Raw genomic sequence first — 18,944 nt, forward strand, 5'->3', positions numbered from 1 at the left:
TGCGCAATGGTCCGTACGCCCCCTCCTTCCGCGCAACCCGCTCAGGGCGTCGGCAGCCACCCCACTTTCCCGGCCAGCAGCGCGTACCCGACGAAGGCGCCGATGTCGAGCAGCGCATGTGCCACGACCAGCGGGCCCACGCGCCCCCATCGCCGGTACAGCAGCACGAAGACGACTCCCATCACCATGTTGCCGATGAACCCGCCGATCCCCTGGTAGAGGTGGTACGAGCCACGCAGCACCGAACTCGCCACCAGGGCGGCCATCGGAGTCCACCCCAACTGCCCGAGTCTGCGCAGCAGATACCCGACGACGATCACTTCCTCCACGACGGCGTTCTGCAGCGCGGAGAGGATCAGGACCGGATACTTCCACCACACACCGGGAAGCGACTCCGGAACCACCGTGAGGTTGAACCCGGCGGCCCGCGCCAGCAGATAGAAGGCGAGGCCGGCGCTGCCGATCCCCGCCGCGATCAGTACCCCACGCCCCAGGTCCGACCTGGGCCTGGTCCGGTCGAAGCCGATGGCGCGCAGGCTCGCCCCCTCCCTGATCAGCAGATGCGCCACCAGCGCGACGGGCACCAGCGCCGTGGCGATACCGAAGAGCTGCCAGGCGAGATCCAGCCAGGGGCGTCCTGGAGCGTACGAGTTGTTGAGCGTCGCCGCCTGCTCCTTCAAAGCCCCCGGTTTCGTCAGCGATCCGACAAAACTGATCAGGGCAGACACCGCGCTGGCACCCAGCGACAGAGCCAGCACCAGCACCGTTTCGGACCGCAGGATCCGTCGCGACACGTCCTCCTGAGGGAAAGAACCAGCCACACGCCCCTCCTCCACCTGTACACCCGCCTTCAGTTGTGCATTCGCGTCTCATCCCGCTCCCCGCCCCGCCAGGGTCTCGAATGCAGGTACGAAGATCATGCTCGATCGGCCGGGGGCGACCAACACCGGTGATGGTGTGGTCCCCCATTTCCTTGTTCATCCTCAAGGAGGGGCACCACCGACATGGGACGCCACAGCTTGCCCGATGACTACGCGACGCAACCGGACGGGGACAGCTCTCCGCCACGCCGTCGCACCGTTGTCATCGCCACCATGCTGGTCCTCGCTGTGGCGGCAGGTACGGCAGTTGCTGCGCAGGGCGGCCTGTTGTCGTTCTCCGAGTCCTGCGAGGAGTCCAGTTCGGCTCTCCATGATGACCTCCCCCGACATCGCCCCCGCCGTGCGTGCAGTCGCCGACAACTGGTCACATCGGCCGGCGGCAAGGCACCACAGCCGTACGCCACTTCATCCGCCGTTCCCCCCTCCACCGAGGACGTCCAGGAGACGCTCGGCATGTGAACGATCACTGTGCAGAGCGCACGGCTGACCGCGGTCGTCGACGCCTCAGGTTCCATGGCCACGTTCGTCCCGGGACGCAACCAGTCCCGGATGGATGTCACCAAGGCGTCGTTGATCCGGGCCCTCGGCCAGTTCACGCCGGACGACGAGATAGGTCTGGGGGAGTTCGCGACCACGCTCGACGGCGCCAAGGACTACCGCCGGCTGGTGCCGACCGCCCGGCTCGGCGACCCGGTGAAGGGCGGCGGCACCCACCGCGAGACGCTCGCCGCGGCCTTCTCCGCACTCCAGCCGGTGCCGAACGGTGCGACGGGTCTGTACGACACCACGCCGGCTGCCTACAAGGAGGCCCAGTCGACCTATGTGAAGGGGAAGTTCAACGCCGTCGTGATCCTCACCGACGGCTCGAACCAGAACGACCGCTCCATCTCCCGCAGTGCCCTGATCGCGGAGCTCAAGCGGCTCGCCGACCCGGAGCGTCCGGTACCGCTCCTCGCCATCGCGGTCGGCCCCGAGGCCGACCGCGAGGAGGTGGACGAGATAGCCAGGGTGACCGGTGGTGGTGGCTACCAGGTCACCGACCCGGCCGAGATCCAGGCCGTGATTCTGCAGGCCGTGATGACAGCCGGACAGAACAGCCGCGCCGCCCAGGGATAGCCGGCACGCGGCCGGGCACGGCATCGGACAGCGCGCACGGGCTCACCTGGGACAGCGTCGGGCCACGCCGGTCTACGGGTTGTCGGGCAAGCCGACCGGCCAGCTGTGCACGGGCTCGCCGCTGTGCATCAGCTCGGCGTACCGGCGCGTCGTCGCCCCGAGCGCCGCGTCCCGTGCGAGGCCGGCGTCCAGCCCCCGGTGGTAGGTGTCCGCCTGCCAGGACGCTCCGTTCACCCGCCGCTTGCAGCGCTCCTCGATGACCCCGAGGTAGTGGTCGCGGTCCGCGGGCTCGATGTTCCAGGCATCGAGCCCTGCCGCGGCGAGCGGCAGCAGTTCGTCCCGTACGAGCTTGACGGCCGGCAGCCGGGCCAGCCCGCCCGACCGGCCCGGCCGGGGCCAGATCAGCTCGGCGTCGATGCCCCGGCGGCAGGCGGTGTCGAAGTTCTCGGCCGCGGCGGCGAACGGCAGCCTGGTCCACACCGGGCGGGACTCCTCGGCGAGCGCCCGCACCAGGCCGTAGTAGAGCGCGGCGTTGGCCATCACATCGGTGACGGTGGGCCCCGCGGGCAGGACGCGGTTCTCGACACGGAGATGGGGTACGCCGTCGGCCAGCCCGTACACCGGCCGGTTCCAGCGGTAGACCGTACCGTTGTGCAGCACGAGCTCCTGGAGCGCAGGCACCCCGCCCTCGTCGAGGACCTGGAGCGGGTCCTCCTCGTCGCAGATCGGCAGCAGCGGCGGGAAGTAGCGCAGATTCTCCTCGAAGAGCTCGTACGCGGAACCGACCCACCGCTCGCCGAACCACGTGCGCGGGCGAACTCCCTGGTTCTGCAGCTCGGGCGGCCTGGTGTCGGTGGCCTGTTGGAAGAGCGGCGGGCGGGACTCCCGCCACAGCTCCCTGCCGAACAGGAAGGGCGAGTTGGCCCCCAGGGCGATCTGAACGGCGGCGACGGCCTGCGCCGCGTTCCACACGTCCGCGAACCGAGCCGGCGTCACCTGCAGATGCAGCTGGACCGAGGTACAGGCCGCTTCGGGCGTGATCGAGGTGGAGGTACAGACCAATCGCTCCACGCCTTCGATATCGAGCGCGAAATCCTCTCCGCGCGCCGCCACCATTTGATCGTTCAGCAACACGTAGCGGTCCCCGTCCGAGAGGTTCGCCGAGACCAGGTCCCGATGGTCGAGCGTCGGCAGTATTCCGATCATCATGATGCCGGCGTCGACCTCTCCTGCCTTCCGGTGGGCATATCCGAGGCCGGTCCTGAGCTCCTCGGCCAGTTGATCGAATACGCGTCCGTGCAGGCGGTGCGGGACTATGTTCACTTCCAAATTGAACATCCCGAGTTCGGTCTGGAAATCACGGCTCGCGATCCGCTCCAGCACCGCCGCATTCATCATCCTCGGCAGACCGTCCGCACCTGCCAGATTCAGCTCGATCTCCATGCCCATGAGGTTGCGCGGGCGGTCGAACCTCTGCTCCGCCAGGAGCCTCCCCAGCCCCTCCAGGCACAGGTGGAGCTTCCTCCGGTACCTGTGCCGATCGGACAGGTCAAAGGCGCCCGCCACGACCTTCTCCCCCATCGGAGCGTCCCTCCTCGAGTGGGCAGCCCGCGGCCCAGGCCGCTCGCGTCACGGTCGATAATGCCCAGGCAGGTGATCGATAACGCCCCCACGGACACCGCGGACCCACTAATCTGAGTGCGGCCGCCGGGGGCACATTCCGACGGCATGAAGCACTGCGCAGTTCCCACCGTGCGGTGGTGGTGAAATCGTCGACGTGTTTCGGCCGACCGCCGCCGGGAAAAAACACCAGGCAGCAGCTGCGCCACACCCACCGAATCAGCAGGTTCTCCGCATAATAAAGTCCGGATACCGCCTTGCCGGCAATACATGAGGCGGCTAGCGGAAACACCGTGTGAACACCTGTCGTATAAACTCCGCGGACGAGGCAGAGAGTTGACGCACCGGCCCAGTCACCGGCCTCCTCTGGCCCCGCACGCCGACAGCGCCGTCTGCACCCGCCCACGCATCACCGTGTCTCCGAAGTGAGAGGCGACCCACTATGCCGCTGCACGTACCTCCGGCTCCCGCGCCCGCCCTGCGCAGCGTCCTCGCGGCACTCGGTTCACCCACCGCAGTCCGCGAGGCCCGCACCCCGGCTCTCCGGTCCGTCCAGGGACCGCTGAGCCCCGAACTCCCGCTCCCCGTCCATGTGCTGGACCGGATCGGCCCGAGCGGGCTCGCACCACGCACCAGGCTGGCCGCGTGGCGCTTCCTGATCCGTAGTTCGGAGCGGGCCGTCGCCGCGGCGGACACCATGCTCACCCCGGACGGGTGGACCTTCTCGCACTTCTTCGAGGGTCCGTACATCACCTCGACCGAACTCGCCCTGCGCCAGGCGGAGCCACTGACACCGCACTATCAGCCACGCCTGCTCTCCATCCCAGAGCTCTACATGCTCACACTGTGGCTGCACGAGGACATCGAGGCCGCCGCGTCCGGCGGAGCCCTCGCTCCCACCGACCTTCTGGTACCGCTGGCTCCCGCCCCGCCCGGCATCGCGGCACACCGCCCGCACCGGGTCGCCGATCTGCTCCCCGTGATGACGCTGCGTATCACCCCTGGCCCCGGTCCCCTGCTCGGTTCACCGGCCTGACCACAGCCCGCCTCCGGCTCGCATTGCTGTGCCCCGTCGCCGTTTCCGGTGGCGGGGCACAGTACTGCTCGTACGCACTCCGAGGCCATCCGGACTAGTCCGGTCCGGCTACCCCGAACCACCCGAAGGGACAGTGCAGTTGTGTTGAACCGTCCGGCCGGGTGATGCGTCATGGGAGTAGGAGAAGTGCTGCCGCGAAATCCCTGCGGATTGACGCCCGTGGGGCAACACTGGGACCGGACCGATTGATACGGGGGGCGGCCATGAACACCTCATCAAGCCGCAGGACACTCACTACGACGCAGCGAAAGAACCCACCCATGTGCCAGCACCAGCCACCCTGCCCGACCGCCGACTCAGCCGACCGGGAGGCTGCCCGCCTGATGGCTCACCACCCGGAACAGGGCTGGAGCCTGCTGTGCAACGGAGTCCTGCTCTTCGAGGACACCGGTGAGCTGCTCCCGGACGGGCAGATCATCGCCCCGCACCGGCCACTGGGAACCGGCCAGGTGATGAAGGCCGCCTGACCGCGGCCCGTACGAACGGGGGCCGGCCCGGAGAAGATCTCCGCACCGGCCCCGACGCATGTCCGCGTCACACCCGACGGGTGAGTCAGTTGTCGTACTCGTCCAGCGGCGGGCAGGAGCAGACGAGGTTACGGTCACCGAACGCACCGTCGATCCGGCGCACCGGCGGCCAGTACTTGTCGGCGGCCGAGACCCCGGCCGGGAAGACGGCCTCCTCGCGGCTGTAGCCGTGCTTCCACTCCCCGCCGAGCATGGCGGCCGTGTGGGGGGCGTTGGCGAGCGGGTTGTCGTCCGTGCTCCACTCACCGGAGGCGACCTTCTCGACCTCGTGGCGAATGGCGATCATCGTGTCGCAGAACCGGTCGAGCTCGGCAAGGTCCTCGCTCTCCGTCGGCTCGATCATCAGCGTCCCGGCCACCGGGAAGGACATGGTCGGCGCGTGGAACCCGTAGTCGACCAGGCGCTTGGCGATGTCGTCGACACTGACACCGGTCGCCTTGGAGATCGGCCGCAGATCCACGATGCACTCGTGCGCGACGAGTCCGGCCGGGCCGGTGTACAGGATCGGGTAGTGCGGTTCCAGACGCTTGGCGATGTAGTTGGCGGCGAGTACGGCGACCTGCGTCGCGCGCTTCAGGCCCTCGCCGCCCATCAGACGTACGTAGGCCCACGAGATCGGCAGAATGCCGGCCGAGCCCCACGGAGCGGCCGAGATCGGTCCGACACCTGTCTCGGGGCCCGCGGCGGGCTGCAGCGGGTGGTTCGGGAGGTACGGCGCAAGGTGTGCGCGGACACCGACCGGGCCTACGCCCGGGCCGCCGCCGCCGTGCGGGATGCAGAAGGTCTTGTGCAGGTTCAGGTGCGAGACATCGCCGCCGAACCGGCCCGGCTTGGCGAGGCCGACGAGTGCGTTGAGGTTGGCGCCGTCGACGTACACCTGACCGCCAGCGTCGTGCACCTCGGCGCAGATGTCGGCGACGTGCTCCTCGAAGACGCCGTGCGTCGACGGGTACGTGATCATGAGCACGGCCAGCTCGTCGCGGTACTGCTGGATCTTGGCGCGGAGGTCCGCGACGTCGACCTCACCGTCGTCGGCGGTCTTCACCACGACGACCTTCATGCCCGCCATCACGGCGCTCGCGGCGTTGGTGCCGTGCGCGGAGGACGGGATGAGGCAGACGGTCCGCTGGTCGTCGCCGTTGGCCCGGTGGTACGCGCGCACGGCCAGCAGGCCCGCGAACTCGCCCTGCGAGCCCGCGTTCGGCTGAAGGGAGACCGCGTCGTATCCGGTGACCTCGGCGAGGCGCTCCTCCAGCTCACGGATGAGCGTGAGGAAACCCTCCGCCTGCTCGGCCGGCGCGAACGGGTGGAGCGCGCCGAATTCCGGCCAGGTGATCGACTCCATCTCGGCGGTCGCGTTCAGCTTCATGGTGCAGGAGCCGAGCGGAATCATGCCGCGGTCCAGCGCGTAGTCACGGTCGGCGAGCTTGCGCAGGTAGCGGAGCATCGCGGTCTCGGAGCGGTGCTGGTGGAAGACCGGGTGCTTGAGGAATGCATCGGTGCGCAGCAGGGACTCGGGCAGCGCGTCGGCGGCCGCACCGTCCAGCGCCTCGATGTCGCCGTCGGTGCCGAAGGCGGCCCACACGGCGGCGATCTGCGCACGGGTGGTGGTCTCGTCGCAGGCGAGGGAGACCAGGTCGGCGTCGACGAACCGCAGGTTGACACCGCGCTCACGGGCGTCGGCGACGACCTCGGCGGCCCTGCCCGGGACGCGCACGGTGAGCGTGTCGAAGTAGGCGTCGGTCTCGACGTCGATGGAGGCGGCCCGCAGGCCCTCGGCCAGGATCGCGGCGTAACGGTGCGTGCGCCGCGCGATCGTCCGCAGCCCGTCGGGGCCGTGGTAGACGGCGTACATCCCCGCCATGACGGCGAGCAGCACCTGTGCGGTACAGATGTTGCTGGTGGCCTTCTCACGGCGGATGTGCTGCTCACGGGTCTGCAGGGCGAGGCGGTACGCCTTGTTGCCGTCCGCGTCGACGGAGACACCGACGAGGCGTCCGGGCAGGCTGCGGGCGAACTTCTCGCGCACGGCCATGAAGCCCGCGTGCGGTCCGCCGAAGCCCATCGGCACGCCGAAGCGCTGCGTGGTGCCGACGGCGATGTCCGCGCCGAGGTCGCCGGGCGAGGTGAGGAGGGTCAGGGCCAGCAGGTCGGCGGCGACGGTGACGATGGCACCGAGCTCATGGGCCTGCTCGATGACGGGCTTGATGTCCCGGACGGCGCCGGAGGCACCCGGGTACTGGAGCAGCAGGCCGAACACACCGCGCTCGGCGATGTCGGCGGGGATGCCCTCGCCGAGGTCGGCGACGACCACCTCGACACCGGTCGGCTCGGCGCGGGTCTCTATCACGGCGATGGTCTGCGGCAGGGTGTCCGCGTCGACCAGGAAGACGCCGTTCTTGACCTTGCCGACGCGCCGTGCGAGTGCCATGGCCTCGGCGGCCGCTGTGCCCTCGTCGAGCAGCGAGGCGCCGGAGGTGGGCAGCCCGGTCAGCTCGGCGACCATCGTCTGGAAGTTCAGGAGGGCCTCGAGCCGGCCCTGCGAGATCTCCGGCTGGTACGGGGTGTAGGCCGTGTACCAGGCAGGGTTCTCCATGACGTTGCGAAGGATCACCGGCGGGGTGAAGGTGCCGTAGTAGCCGAGCCCGATCATCGGGGCGAGGACCTGGTTGCGGTCGGCGAGGGAGCGCAACTCGGCCAGGACCTCGGCCTCGGTGCGGGCCGTCGGCAGCTGCAGCGCCTCCGCGCTCTTGATGACGTCGGGCACCGCGGCCGCGGTCAGGTCGTCGAGCGAGCCGTAACCGACCTGGGCGAGCATCTTCGCCTGCGCCTCGGCATCGGGTCCGATGTGGCGCTGTTCGAAGGGGATGCCCTGCTCCAGCTGGGAGAGCGGAGTGCGACGGGGGGTCATGGTGGAGGCCTCCTGGTCTGTCACGACCTGCGAGGGGCACCGCGGCGCGGGTGCCCGGACGGCCTCCCCCTCTGTCATCTCAACCTGAGAGCTTCACCGGTCCGCCTTGCGGCGTACCGACTTTCACCGTCGGTGAGGTAGGGATCCGTCCCGGCGTCAGCCGCCACGAAACCCGCCCTGCTTTCCAGAGTGACCTCGTCCGTGCGGTACGGGGGCCTGAGAGATTCCGGGGAGGATTTGCTCCTTCGGCGCCTGCCGGATTTGCTCCGGAGGACTCTCCCGCACGGGGTCAGCGGCCATAGCCAGCCTACCAGCGGGCTTCGTCTCGGAAGTCTCGAGTGGCCGAAGCCCCGGATCTGCACTTTCGTAGTGCCTGTGGAGTAGCCGCGACCAATGGGAGGGACCGTGCAGACCGACATCGATCCGCGGAGCCTGATCGGCCGCAAGGCGTTCGACCGCAAGGGCACCAAGATAGGCACCATCGACGAGGTGTATCTCGACGACGCGACCGGCGTCCCCGAGTGGGCCGCCGTACGCACCGGACTGTTCAGCAGGGACGCCTTCGTCCCGCTGGAGCCCAGCGAATTCGTCGACGATTCGCTCCGCATCCCGTTCGACCGCGCACTGATCAAGGACGCACCCGACTTCGGCGTGGGCCGCCATCTCTCGCCGGAACAGGAGCTTCAGCTCTACCGGCACTACGGTCTGGACTCGCCGCCCGAGGAGCCTGGACCGGACCGCGACTTCGGCAGGCTGGCCGGCCAGGACGAGTAGTCCACGGGATCGCGCACCAGTGGCAACGGATCCGCGGGCGACAGCTCCGGATCGTCGATACGGAACGTGCGCACCCGGCCGGGCGGCGACTCCGGTTCCTCGAACCGCACTGTCACGCGGCCCACCCCGCTGCCCTGCACCCATCCGTGACCGTAGGTGTCATGGCGTACGTCGTGCCCGGCGGGCCAGCGCCGGGCCGCGAGCTGCTCGGGGGTCTCCTGCTCCGGTGCACCGGCCGCCGACACGTCCCCGTGCTCGCCGGGGCCCGGGTCCTCGGTGGCCGGGTCGGCGGGCGCGGCCCGCTCACCGGCCGCCTGCGCGAAGAGATCCTCCTGGGTGTAGTCGGCGAGCCCCGTGACGCCCACACCGAGGAGCCGTACGCCTCCGGTGGTGTCCACGGCCTCCAGGAGCCGCGCGGCCGCCTCTCTGACCACCGCGGGGTCGTCCGTGGGCCCCCGCAGCGTCTCGGACCGCGTGAGCGTCGAGAAGTCGTACCTGCGGACCTTCAGCACCACGGTCCGTCCCGACCGCTCCGCGGCCCGCAGCCGCTGCACACACCGGTCGGCCAGCCGGTCGACCTCCGTCCTGACCCGGACCCGGTCGTGCAGGTCCATGTCGAAGGTGTCCTCGACCGAGACCGACTTCGCGTCGCGCTCCGCCACGACGGGGCGGTTGTCGTACCCGAGGGCCATGCGGTGCAGTGAGACGCCGTGGGCCTTGCCGAGCAGCCGTACGAGCTCCGCCTCCCCGGCCTCGGCCAGGTCGTCGACCGTGGTCATCCCGGCGCGTCGCAGATGGTCCCCGGTGGCCGGTCCGACGCCGGGCAGGATCCGCACGGACATCGGCGCGAGCAGCTCGCGCTCGGTGCCCGGCTCGATGAGCAGCAGCCCGTTCGGCTTGGCCTCCTCCGAGGCGATCTTGGCCAGCATCTTCGAGCCCGCCAGGCCCACCGAGCCGGTGAGGCCGGTGACGGCTCTGATGGCGTCCCGCAGCTGCTCACCGACGGCCCGTGCCGAGGCCGAGTCGTCTGCCACCCCGCCGGCCTCCAGATCGACAAAGGCCTCGTCCAGGCTGAGCGGCTCCACCAGCGGTGAGAGCCGCCCGAGCAGCTCCATCACCTGGTCGCTGACCGTCCGGTACAGCAGGAAGCGTGGCACCAGGTACGCGGCGTTGGGTGCCAGACGCCGGGCCTGGGCCGTCGGCATCGCCGAGTGCACCCCGAACCGCCGGGCCTCGTACGACGCGGTGGCGACGACCCCGCGCGGCCCCAGCCCGCCCACCACGACCGGCTTGCCACGCAGGCTGGGCTTCGCCGCCTGCTCCGCAGAGGCGTAGAAGGCATCCATGTCGAGATGGAGGATGGTGGGCGCGGCTCTCACATCAATCGATGCTGCCCTACGGCACTGACAATCGCCGCACCCCTGATCCGCACGCGGTCAGACAGCGCGGTTGCGCCGCCGGGCAAGCTCGTCGGTGGGGTTGTTGCCGACCAACGTCTCACCGGTGTCCACCCGCTCGCCGTGCAGCTGCGACAGTGCGACGTCGACGTCCCGCCACACCACGCCGACGGCGATGCCGAAGACCCCCTGGCCCCCCTGGAGCAGATCCACGACCTCGTCGGGCGAGGAGCACTCGTAGACCGTCGCACCGTCGCTCATGAGCGTCATCCGCTCCAGATCCTGGAACCCCCGGGCGCGCAGATGCTGGACCGTGGTGCGGATGTTCTGCAGCGCCACACCGGTGTCCAGGAAGCGCTTCACGATCTTCAGCAGGACGACGTCCCTGAAGCTGTAGAGGCGCTGCGTGCCCGATCCGTAGGCGGGGCGCACGCTCGGCTCGACGAGCCCTGTCCGCGCCCAGTAGTCGAGCTGCCGATAGGTGATCCCGGCCGCCGCGCACGCCGTCGGCCCTCGATATCCGATGTCGCCGGCCGCTGCCGTACCGTCCCCTGCCATCGCCGCCGGTTGGACCGGTTGCCTGATGGTGTGGCCGGCTGTACTTCCGTGCTGCAGATACGGCCCACCCGCTGCCGTACCGTCGCCGCTGTTTCTCACGCCGACCTCCGTCCTTGACCTGCCATCTCGAAGGTAGGCAGTCACTCGGGGTGCGTCAACGATCGCCACACTCGGCACGCCGGGTGATAATCACCCTGAGGGTGGTTTCCCGTGTCCCATTCCCGGGAATGGCTTGCCGGATGCGGTGACGGAACCTCCGCAGGACGGTCACTGGCTGTTGGTACCGAAGTCCTCCGGTGAGATCTGGTCGAGGAACTCCCGGAACTTCTCGACCTCGTCCTCCTGCTCGTCCGGGATGGCGATACCCGCGTCGTCGAGCACCCCGTCACTGCCGTAGATCGGCGTGCCGGTGCGCAGCGCGAGCGCTATGGCGTCGGACGGACGCGCGCTCACCTCCACCCCGCCGGCGAAGACCAGCTCCGCGTAGAAGACCCCTTCCCGGAGGTCCGTGATGCGGACCTCGGTGAGCTCCTGGCCGAGGGCCTCGAGCACATCCTTGAAGAGATCATGGGTCAGCGGCCTGGCCGGAGCCATGCCCTGCTGGGCGAAGGCGATCGCGGTCGCCTCACCAGGACCGATCCAAATGGGGAGGTACCGGTCGCCTCCCACTTCACGCAGGAGCACGATCGGTTGGTTGGAGGGCATTTCCACCCGGACACCCACAACGTCGAGCTCGTTCACACAGCAACCCTAGGACGTGCTCGGCAGGTTTGGGTAGTCGGGCTCCCCCGTGATCAGTGGAGTCGGATCCGCAGAGCGGTCTGCACGAAGGCCGAATGAAGCCGTACGGACAGCTCCGCGAGCTCCTTCACCGTGGCCTCCGCATGGGCTCTGGTCTGCGGATTCCGGTGCCGGCGCAAGGGAGCGACCACCTGCTCGATCAGCCCGGCCTCACGCTCCGCAGCCCCTCGCATGGCCCGCAGATGACGCGGTTCGAGACCGAATCGACCCAGATCCGCCACAAGTTTGGCCACGGTCACCGTCTCGGCGTCGTAGCCGCCTTCCGCCGTCGGAGCGACAAGGCCGTACGACTCCCACTCCTCGAGCTCGCTCTCGGTGACCTCGGCCGCTGCCAGCAGCTCCGCGCGGCCGATCCGCGCCGCGGTCGCCCGCCCGGACTCGGCGTCGCCGGAACCGTCGGTCAGGTCCCGCTGCCCGCCCGCGGACGGCAGGGACGCCTGTTCACCGCGGGCGAGGGCGTCCAGGTGCTCCCGGATGACCTTCAGCGGGAGATAGTGGTCCCGCTGCATCCGGAGCACCTGTGCCAGCCGCTCGACGTCGTCGGGCCGGAACTTCCGGTATCCGGAAGGCGTCCGCTGCGGCTCGACGAGACCCTCGGCCTCCAGAAAACGAATCTTGGAGATGGTGACTTCGGGAAATTCGTCCCGCAGCTGCAGGAGCACCGCGCCGATACTCATCGCACGGTCGGCGGCGGTGGCGGTGCCGTGACCGGCACCGCCCGTCGGTGTTCTCAGCATGGACCTTCCCTGACGGGTCAGATGCCCCGCTGGCTCGCGTAGAAGACCAGCCGGTACTTCCCGATCTGCACTTCGTCGCCGTTGGACAGCGCGACGGAGTCGATGCGCTCACGATTGACGTACGTGCCGTTGAGACTGCCGACGTCCTCGACCGTGAAGCTGCCGTCGGGGTTCCGGCGGAACTCCACATGGCGGCGCGAGACCGTCACGTCGTCGAGGAAGATGTCGCTCTGCGGGTGGCGGCCGGCCGTGGTCAGCTCGCTGTCCAGCAGGAAGCGGCTGCCGGAGTTCGGACCGCGACGCACCACCAGGAGCGCCGAGCCGAGCGGCAGGGCGTCGACGGCGGCCTGTGCCTCGGGAGAGAGGGACGGCACGGACGTCTGCCCCGTGGCTTCCGCCTCGTACGCCTCGAGACCGGAGATGGAAATGGTCGAGGTCGTCTCCGAGGGGCGCTCGGACGGAGCACCACCCCTCAGCGGCGCACCACAGTTGGAGCAGAAACGACTGGCCTCGGCGTTGCGATGACCGCACCTCGTACAGACCGGCATGGACGCGAACCCTCCACCCGTACTTGAGGTCGATGGATCTCCGAAACCTATGCGGCCCGCACCGGCAGGGTCAACAGACGACGCGCCGGAACCACCCGAAATGTCGCCGCCCGCACCCGCCACCTCGTCGCGGAAGAGCGGGCGTTCCGTGCCCTGCTCATCGGCCTGGCCATGGCGCGGTGCGCGATGGCGGGCAGCTTCATCGCGTGCGCTCTTGCCGAACAACTTCCCAAACAACTTCACGGGCGATTCCCCTTGACCGAAATAGACCCGCCCGTGGGGCAGGACGAACCCTGAATGAACACACCTGCCGACCCGGACATCTTCACAACGTCCGTAGTCACTCGACAGTTTCCACCACGCGTCACCATTACGATGCGGCGACCCCCCGCAACCTCGTGCCTGTGTCCTTCGCCCCCCGTACCCGCCGGCGTCACTGGGAGGACGACCGAGCGTAGTCAGGCCGCTTCGCCGGTCGCAAGGCATCCACCACGATGTCGTCAGCCTGTGCCACATGCACGGTGGCCTGCTCCTTCTCCAGCGTCTGTACGACGCCGCCTGGGATGTTCAGCGCCGGCTCCAGGTCCTGCGGCTTGCCGATGACGTCGAAGACGTACGGCGCGGAGATGTGCCGGTCGTCGACCTTGATGTCACCGCCGTCACCGGAGAAGTACGTATTGGCAACCACCCTCACCCCGTTGACCTCGATCGCCTCGGCGCCGGCCGCACGCAGCTCCTGCAGTGCGTCGAGCAGCATGTCCGGCTCCACCGCGCCGCCCGGGTCGTTGACCGTCAGCGTGATCCCGGGCCCGTGCGCCGCCACGGTGCCCGCGAGGATACCGAGTTGCCGCTCCTTTTCCACTGTCTGCTTACGCGCTTCCTCAGCCTGGTCCGAACTGTTCTCGAGCTCTGTCCGCTGATCGTCCAGACGCTGCTTCTCGTCTTCAAGGCGCTGCGTACGGTCGTCCAGTTCATCGAGGATGCGGACCAGGTCCTCCTGGCGAGCGCCGCGCAGTGCGCTGTTGTCGCTGTTCGACCGCACCTGGATCGCCAGCCCCAGGCCGAGGACGAACAGCAGCAGCGCCACGATGAGTTGAGCCCGGGTCACCCGGGGCGGCCACACGGCGGCGATGAGCCGCCGGCGCCCGGTGAGCTCCTCGGGGGCGCCGGCCGGCGGCTCGCCGGTGCGCTCGGTGTCACGGGGAAATTCTTCGTCGCTCATCGGCTTCAGGCCCGGAAGACGTGCCGGCGGATAGCCGCGGCGTTGGAGAAGATCCGGATGCCGAGCACGACCACCACACCGGTGGAGAGCTGGGCCCCCACACCCAGCTTGTCGCCCAGGAACACGATCAGGGCTGCCACGACGACGTTCGAGAGGAACGACACCACGAAGACCTTGTCGACGAAGATGCCGTCGAGCATGGCCCGCAGGCCGCCGAAGACCGCGTCCAGCGCAGCCACGACAGCGATCGGAAGATAGGGCTCGACCACCGCCGGCACCTCGGGCCGGACCAACAGTCCGACCACGACTCCCACGACGAGGCCCAGTACGGCGATCACGATGTGCCCTTCCCTGTGTCTGCCGCACCACTGCCGGTGTCTGCGGCCTTCGGCTCTGCTGTTCGTACGATCAGGCTCGGAGCGGCCGGAAGGCGCACCTGCTCCTGGACGGAGATGCTGGTCCTGATGGAGAACGTGTCCTTCAGCGCCTGCAGATACTGCCCGTCGGCACTGTCCTGGAACGCGGTACTGAGCCGCTTCCCGTCCCCCACCGCAAGCACCGTGTACGGCGGTACGAGCGGTCTGTTGTCGACCAGTATGGCGTCGCCCGCGGCACGGATGGCCGACAGGGCTGTCAGCCGCTGCCCGTTGATGGCGATCGCTTCCGCCCCGGACTGCCACAGACCGTTGACGACCCGCTGCAGGTCCCGGTCGCGCACCCGCCCCGTATCGGCGAAACCGCTGGTCTCCCGCGGTCCACCACCACCCTGGTCGGTGTCCTTCGCGTCGTCGACGACGAGCTTCACACCGGGCCCCTGCACCGCGGTCGCCCCGGAGAGCAGCGCCACCAGCTCGCCCTGGTCCCCACCATGCTTTTCCAACGCTTTACGTTGACGCTCGCTCACGTCGCCCCGCAACTTGTCCACCTGGGACTCGAGACTGTCCGCCGCCGATGTCTCTCCATCGATACGGTCGATGAGCTCCTCGCGTTCCTTGGCAAGGACTGGCGCCGAGACGCGCGCCTCCGCGGCGCCGAGGGTGACCACCAGAGCAGCGAGCACAAGACCCGCCGCAAGGCCCAGCTTCGCCTTCAGCGTGCGGGGCATGCCCGCGCTCCCGTCGGCCTTGCGGCGCGCGGTGGCCTCCGCGTAACCGTCGTCCAGGCTGTGGTCCATCACATTGGTCAGCAGCGACATGGACGCGTCAGGGCGCGCGGGGGGTGAGGCCGTACTCCGATCGGGGGGCTGCTGCGACATGCCGCACATCGTCGCACGTCGCAACAGCTGCCGCCGAATGGCCCCACCGTTGCGTCGGGAGCCGCGGCACACCGCTTCCCGACGCACCCAGCGAAACGTCAGTGACCTGCGCTGTCCACGACCGTCGACCATTCGTCGAGCAGTGCCTGCGCCGATGCGTCGTCGGGGCCCTCCGCCCACAAATGGGTGACGGCCTCGGCCGGGTCCGGAAGCACCATCACCCAACGACCGTCCGCCTCGACGACGCGCACACCGTCGGTGGTGTCGACGTCCCGGTCGCCGGCGGCCTCCACCACACGACGCATGACCAGCCCCTTGACGGCCCACGGCGTGGCCAGATCACGGTGCAGGACATGCGCGCGGGGGATGCGGGCGTCGATCTGGCTGAGCGTGAGCTGTGTCCTCGCGACGAGCCCGATGAGCCGTACGAAGGCGGCCGAGCCGTCGAAGACGCTGCTGAATTCGGGAACGATGAAGCCGCCGCGCCCGTCTCCACCGAAGATGGTGCCTTCCTGCCGTCCCACACGCGTCAGATCGTCGGGCGACGTCGTCGTCCACTCCACCTGTGTGCCGTGGTAGGCGGCCACCTGTTCGGCAACTCGCGTCGTCGTCACCGGCAGCGCCACGCGCCCGCTGCGCCGCTCGGCGGCCACCAGGTCGAGCAACACCAGCAGCGCCCGGTCGTCCTCCACGATCCGGCCGCGCTCATCGACCAGGGAGAGCCGCTCGCCGACGGGGTCGAAACGCACACCGAACGCGGCCCGCGCCGAGGACACGATCTCCCCGAGCCGCACCAGACCGGCCCGCCGGGTGTCGGCGGACTCGGTGGGCCGTGATTCGTCGAGACCGGGGTTGATCGTCAGCGCGTCCACGCCGAGCCGCCCGAGCAGACTGGGCAGCACGAGCCCGGCGCTGCCGTTGGACGCGTCCACGACGACCTTGAGCCCTGCGGCGGCGATCCCGGTGGTGTCGACGTTGCGCAGCAGCGATCCCGTGTACGAGTCGAAGACGCTGGACGGGAAGTGCAGATCGCCGATCTCTCCCGGGAAGGCCCGCCGGTACTCCTGGCGTGCGTAGACCCTGTCCAGCTTGCGCTGGCGCGCCTGGGACAGGTCCGCTCCCCGCTCGTCGAAGAACATGATGTCCACCGAGTCGGGCACTCCGGGCGAGGTACGGATCATGATCCCACCGGCGCTGCCCCTGGCGGTCTGCTGACGCGCGACCGGCAGGGGTACGTTCTCCAGGTCCCGTACGTCGATGGCGCTGGCCTGCAACGCCGAGATGACCGCTCGCTTCAGCGCACGTGCGCCTCGGGAGTGGTCGCGGGCGGTGGTGACGGTCGAACCCTTTTTGAGGGTGGTGGCGTACGCACCGGCCAGCCGCACAGCGAGTTCGGGCGTGATTTCCACGTTCAGAATTCCCGAGACACCGCGGGTGCCGAAGAGATGAGCCTGCCCGCGGGACTCCCAGATCACCGACGTATTGACAAAGGCGCCGGCCTCGATGGTCTTGAAGGGGTAGACCCGGACATTGCCCTGAATGATCGATTCCTCACCGACCAGGCACTCGTCCCCGATGACCGCGCCGTCCTCGATGCGGGCCGCCCGCATGATGTCGGTGTTCTTGCCGACCACGCATCCGCGCAGATTGCAGTGCTGGCCGATGTAGACGTTGTCGTGAATCACTGCCCGGTGCAGGAAGGCACCCGTCTTGACGACGACGTTCGAACCGACGACCGTGTGCTCACGAAGCTCGGCCCCGGCCTCGATCTTTGCGTAGTCCCCGATGTACACGGGACCGCGCAGAACCGCGTCAGGATGCACCTCGGCGCCTTCCGCGACCCATACACCGGGCGAGATCTCGAAACCGTCGATCTCGACGTCGACCTTGCGTTCAAGAACGTCGGCCTGGGCCTTCACATAGCTCTCGTGCGTGCCCACGTCCTCCCAGTACCCCTCGGCGACATAGCCGTAGATCGGCTTGCCCTCCTTCATGAGCTGAGGGAAGACGTCACCGGACCAGTCCACCGAGACATCGGCCTCGACATAGTCGAAGACCTCGGGCTCCATCACGTAGATGCCCGTGTTGACGGTGTCCGAGAAGACCTGACCCCAGGTGGGCTTCTCCAGGAAACGCTCGACCTGGCCGCCCTCGTCGACAATGGTGATTCCGAATTCCAGAGGATTGGGAACCCGGGTCAGGCACACCGTGACGAGCCCGCCCTTTTCCTTGTGGAAGGCGATGAGATCGGTGAGGTCGAAGTCGGTGAGCGCATCACCGGAAATGACGAGGAAGGTGTCGTCCTTCAACGCCTCTTCGGCGTTCTTCACGCTCCCCGCGGTACCTAGAGGTTTCTCCTCGTTGGCATAGGTGAGCTCCATCCCGAGCTCTTCGCCGTCTCCGAAGTAGTTCTTGACGAGAGAGGCGAGAAACTGGACGGTCACGACGGTCTCATTGAGCCCATGCCGCTTGAGCAGCCGCAGCACATGCTCCATGATGGGCCGATTGGCGACAGGCAGGAGGGGCTTGGGCATGCTCGAGGTCATGGGGCGAAGGCGGGTGCCTTCACCACCAGCCATCACAACGGCCTTCATGTCGGAAACGTCCTCCTTGAAGAGACGACGGTCTAGCCGACTTCACCCGTCAGGGCAACACCTGAGACTTCACCGCGGACCGGCCACACTGCGCGGCACCGCATCAAACGAGCTCAATCGGCTTGTGTATCCGCCTTGACGAGCCGGCGGACCTGAACCACGTAGAGGATCCCTGCCCACCAATAGAGCGTTGTACCCCATCCTGCGAACGCCCATCCGAAAATGGCAGCCAGCGATCCAAGCCAACCACTTGCATCACTGAGCAGCAACAAGGGGAAGGCGTACATCAGGTTGAAGGTAGCCGCCTTCCCCAGGAAGTTCACCTGGGGCGGCGGATAGCCGTGGCGCCGGAGGATTCCCACCATGACGAGAAGCATCAGCTCACGTGCCAGGAGCGCCGCGGTGAGCCAGAGCGGAAGGATCTCACGCCACGTCAGTCCGACGAGGGTCGAAAGGATGTACAGCCGGTCGGCAGCCGGATCCAGGAGTCGCCCGAGGCTGCTGATCTGGTTCCACCGGCGGGCGAGCTTACCGTCGAGGTAGTCGCTGATCCCGCTGAACATCAGTACCAGCAGCGCCCAGCCATCGCTCTTCGGTCCGCCGAACTCGGGGCGAAGAATCAGCCACAGGAAGAGCGGTACCCCGACAAGGCGAGCCATGCTGAGGATGTTGGGGATGGTGAGGACCCGGTCCGTCTGAACCCGAGTCTCCTGGACCTCCACCCGGGGGCCTCCTGTGAAAGAACGTGCCAATGATGCCCCCTGACCTTACCCGCAGCCACTGCCGGCAGATGCACGGGGGTAGCGGTCCGTCCCTAAACGCAGAAAAGCCCCGCACCAGAGGTGCGGGGCTTTCCCGGAATAATTGTTCGGCGGCGTCCTACTCTCCCACAGGGTCCCCCCTGCAG

The 18,944-nt window shown here is 68.4% G+C and carries 16 protein-coding genes, 1 pseudogene and 1 riboswitch; of the genes and pseudogenes, 4 read left to right on the top strand and 13 right to left on the bottom strand.

The window, feature by feature from the left end; genetic code table 11:
* Positions 1–41 precede the first annotated feature (41 nt).
* The gene (locus tag ACFYP5_RS28200) at positions 42–821 is read right to left on the bottom strand and encodes a CPBP family intramembrane glutamic endopeptidase (RefSeq protein WP_389041238.1); all 780 of its coding nucleotides are present in this window, start codon (positions 819–821) and stop codon (positions 42–44) included.
* Positions 822–1,241: 420 nt separating this feature from the next.
* On the opposite strand from ACFYP5_RS28200, the pseudogene ACFYP5_RS28205 reads away from it, so the two are divergent.
* Positions 1,242–1,997: pseudogene (locus tag ACFYP5_RS28205) on the top strand (hypothetical protein); the annotation flags it as partial.
* Positions 1,998–2,069: 72 nt separating this feature from the next.
* On the opposite strand, the gene ACFYP5_RS28210 reads toward ACFYP5_RS28205, so the two are convergent.
* A complete protein-coding gene (locus ACFYP5_RS28210) occupies positions 2,070–3,578 on the bottom strand; it encodes a glutamate-cysteine ligase family protein (protein WP_389041240.1) in 1,509 nt (502 codons plus the stop codon).
* A gap of 481 nt (positions 3,579–4,059) precedes the next feature.
* Between ACFYP5_RS28210 and ACFYP5_RS28215 the strand changes: the two genes are divergently transcribed.
* Together ACFYP5_RS28215 and ACFYP5_RS28220 are read left to right on the top strand one after the other, a co-directional pair.
* On the top strand, positions 4,060–4,653 hold the full coding sequence (locus tag ACFYP5_RS28215) for a hypothetical protein (protein ID WP_389041242.1): 594 nt from the start codon (positions 4,060–4,062) through the stop codon (positions 4,651–4,653).
* 320 nt (positions 4,654–4,973) lie between these two features.
* Entirely contained in the window at positions 4,974–5,180 is a 207-nt protein-coding gene (locus ACFYP5_RS28220; RefSeq protein WP_030921602.1) for a DUF5999 family protein, read from the top strand.
* A gap of 85 nt (positions 5,181–5,265) precedes the next feature.
* Here ACFYP5_RS28220 and gcvP read toward each other — a convergent pair whose 3' ends face one another.
* Complete coding sequence (gene gcvP / locus ACFYP5_RS28225; protein WP_389041244.1) at positions 5,266–8,151, bottom strand: aminomethyl-transferring glycine dehydrogenase; 2,886 nt, start codon at positions 8,149–8,151, stop codon at positions 5,266–5,268.
* 194 nt (positions 8,152–8,345) lie between these two features.
* Positions 8,346–8,443, bottom strand: a riboswitch (glycine riboswitch).
* Positions 8,444–8,544: 101 nt separating this feature from the next.
* Here gcvP and ACFYP5_RS28230 point away from each other — a divergent pair.
* Positions 8,545–8,925, top strand: coding sequence for a PRC-barrel domain-containing protein (locus ACFYP5_RS28230; protein ID WP_030979528.1), 381 nt, complete (start codon positions 8,545–8,547; stop codon positions 8,923–8,925).
* Here the strand turns inward: ACFYP5_RS28230 and ACFYP5_RS28235 are convergent.
* From ACFYP5_RS28235 to ACFYP5_RS28280, 10 genes are all read right to left on the bottom strand, one after another.
* Positions 8,850–10,304 (bottom strand): DNA polymerase IV, encoded by a 1,455-nt coding sequence (locus tag ACFYP5_RS28235; protein WP_389041246.1) that lies wholly within the window; start codon positions 10,302–10,304, stop codon positions 8,850–8,852. The two genes, ACFYP5_RS28230 and ACFYP5_RS28235, sit on opposite strands and share 76 nt — an antisense overlap.
* A 57-nt stretch (positions 10,305–10,361) precedes the next feature.
* A complete protein-coding gene (locus ACFYP5_RS28240) occupies positions 10,362–10,979 on the bottom strand; it encodes a MerR family transcriptional regulator (protein WP_389041248.1) in 618 nt (205 codons plus the stop codon).
* 168 nt (positions 10,980–11,147) lie between these two features.
* Positions 11,148–11,621 (bottom strand): bifunctional nuclease family protein, encoded by a 474-nt coding sequence (locus ACFYP5_RS28245; protein ID WP_030921587.1) that lies wholly within the window; start codon positions 11,619–11,621, stop codon positions 11,148–11,150.
* Between the two features lie 53 nt (positions 11,622–11,674).
* On the bottom strand, positions 11,675–12,418 hold the full coding sequence (locus tag ACFYP5_RS28250; RefSeq protein ID WP_389041250.1) for a MerR family transcriptional regulator: 744 nt from the start codon (positions 12,416–12,418) through the stop codon (positions 11,675–11,677).
* A gap of 17 nt (positions 12,419–12,435) precedes the next feature.
* Positions 12,436–13,209 carry an FHA domain-containing protein gene (locus ACFYP5_RS28255; RefSeq protein WP_389041252.1) on the bottom strand — a complete coding sequence of 258 codons (774 nt, stop codon included), beginning with the start codon at positions 13,207–13,209 and terminating at the stop codon, positions 12,436–12,438.
* Between the two features lie 190 nt (positions 13,210–13,399).
* On the bottom strand, positions 13,400–14,188 hold the full coding sequence (locus ACFYP5_RS28260) for a DUF881 domain-containing protein (RefSeq protein ID WP_389041254.1): 789 nt from the start codon (positions 14,186–14,188) through the stop codon (positions 13,400–13,402).
* A 5-nt stretch (positions 14,189–14,193) separates the two neighbouring features.
* On the bottom strand, positions 14,194–14,526 hold the full coding sequence (locus tag ACFYP5_RS28265) for a small basic family protein (RefSeq protein ID WP_003970459.1): 333 nt from the start codon (positions 14,524–14,526) through the stop codon (positions 14,194–14,196).
* On the bottom strand, positions 14,523–15,443 hold the full coding sequence (locus ACFYP5_RS28270; RefSeq protein WP_389041256.1) for a DUF881 domain-containing protein: 921 nt from the start codon (positions 15,441–15,443) through the stop codon (positions 14,523–14,525). The genes ACFYP5_RS28265 and ACFYP5_RS28270 overlap by 4 nt, the downstream gene beginning before the upstream one ends.
* A gap of 98 nt (positions 15,444–15,541) precedes the next feature.
* On the bottom strand, positions 15,542–18,037 hold the full coding sequence (locus ACFYP5_RS28275; protein WP_389041258.1) for a sugar phosphate nucleotidyltransferase: 2,496 nt from the start codon (positions 18,035–18,037) through the stop codon (positions 15,542–15,544).
* A gap of 113 nt (positions 18,038–18,150) precedes the next feature.
* Complete coding sequence (locus ACFYP5_RS28280) at positions 18,151–18,759, bottom strand: CDP-alcohol phosphatidyltransferase family protein (protein WP_389041260.1); 609 nt, start codon at positions 18,757–18,759, stop codon at positions 18,151–18,153.
* Positions 18,760–18,944 lie beyond the last annotated feature (185 nt).

It is taken from the genome of Streptomyces sp. NPDC005262 (genome assembly GCF_042872425.1).
Lineage (GTDB): Bacteria > Actinomycetota > Actinomycetes > Streptomycetales > Streptomycetaceae > Streptomyces.

Excerpts from the sequence above, each read along its gene's own strand:
- gcvP (WP_389041244.1), bottom strand. The coding sequence starts at position 8,151 with ATGACCCCCCGTCGCACTCCGCTCTCCCAGCTGGAGCAGGGCATCCCC.
- ACFYP5_RS28215 (WP_389041242.1), top strand. The coding sequence starts at position 4,060 with ATGCCGCTGCACGTACCTCCGGCTCCCGCGCCCGCCCTGCGCAGCGTC.
- ACFYP5_RS28270 (WP_389041256.1), bottom strand. The coding sequence starts at position 15,443 with ATGTCGCAGCAGCCCCCCGATCGGAGTACGGCCTCACCCCCCGCGCGC.
- ACFYP5_RS28250 (WP_389041250.1), bottom strand. The coding sequence starts at position 12,418 with ATGCTGAGAACACCGACGGGCGGTGCCGGTCACGGCACCGCCACCGCC.
- ACFYP5_RS28210 (WP_389041240.1), bottom strand. The coding sequence starts at position 3,578 with ATGGGGGAGAAGGTCGTGGCGGGCGCCTTTGACCTGTCCGATCGGCAC.
- ACFYP5_RS28275 (WP_389041258.1), bottom strand. The coding sequence starts at position 18,037 with ATGAAGGCCGTTGTGATGGCTGGTGGTGAAGGCACCCGCCTTCGCCCC.
- ACFYP5_RS28230 (WP_030979528.1), top strand. The coding sequence starts at position 8,545 with ATGGGAGGGACCGTGCAGACCGACATCGATCCGCGGAGCCTGATCGGC.
- ACFYP5_RS28220 (WP_030921602.1), top strand. The coding sequence starts at position 4,974 with ATGTGCCAGCACCAGCCACCCTGCCCGACCGCCGACTCAGCCGACCGG.
- ACFYP5_RS28260 (WP_389041254.1), bottom strand. The coding sequence starts at position 14,188 with ATGAGCGACGAAGAATTTCCCCGTGACACCGAGCGCACCGGCGAGCCG.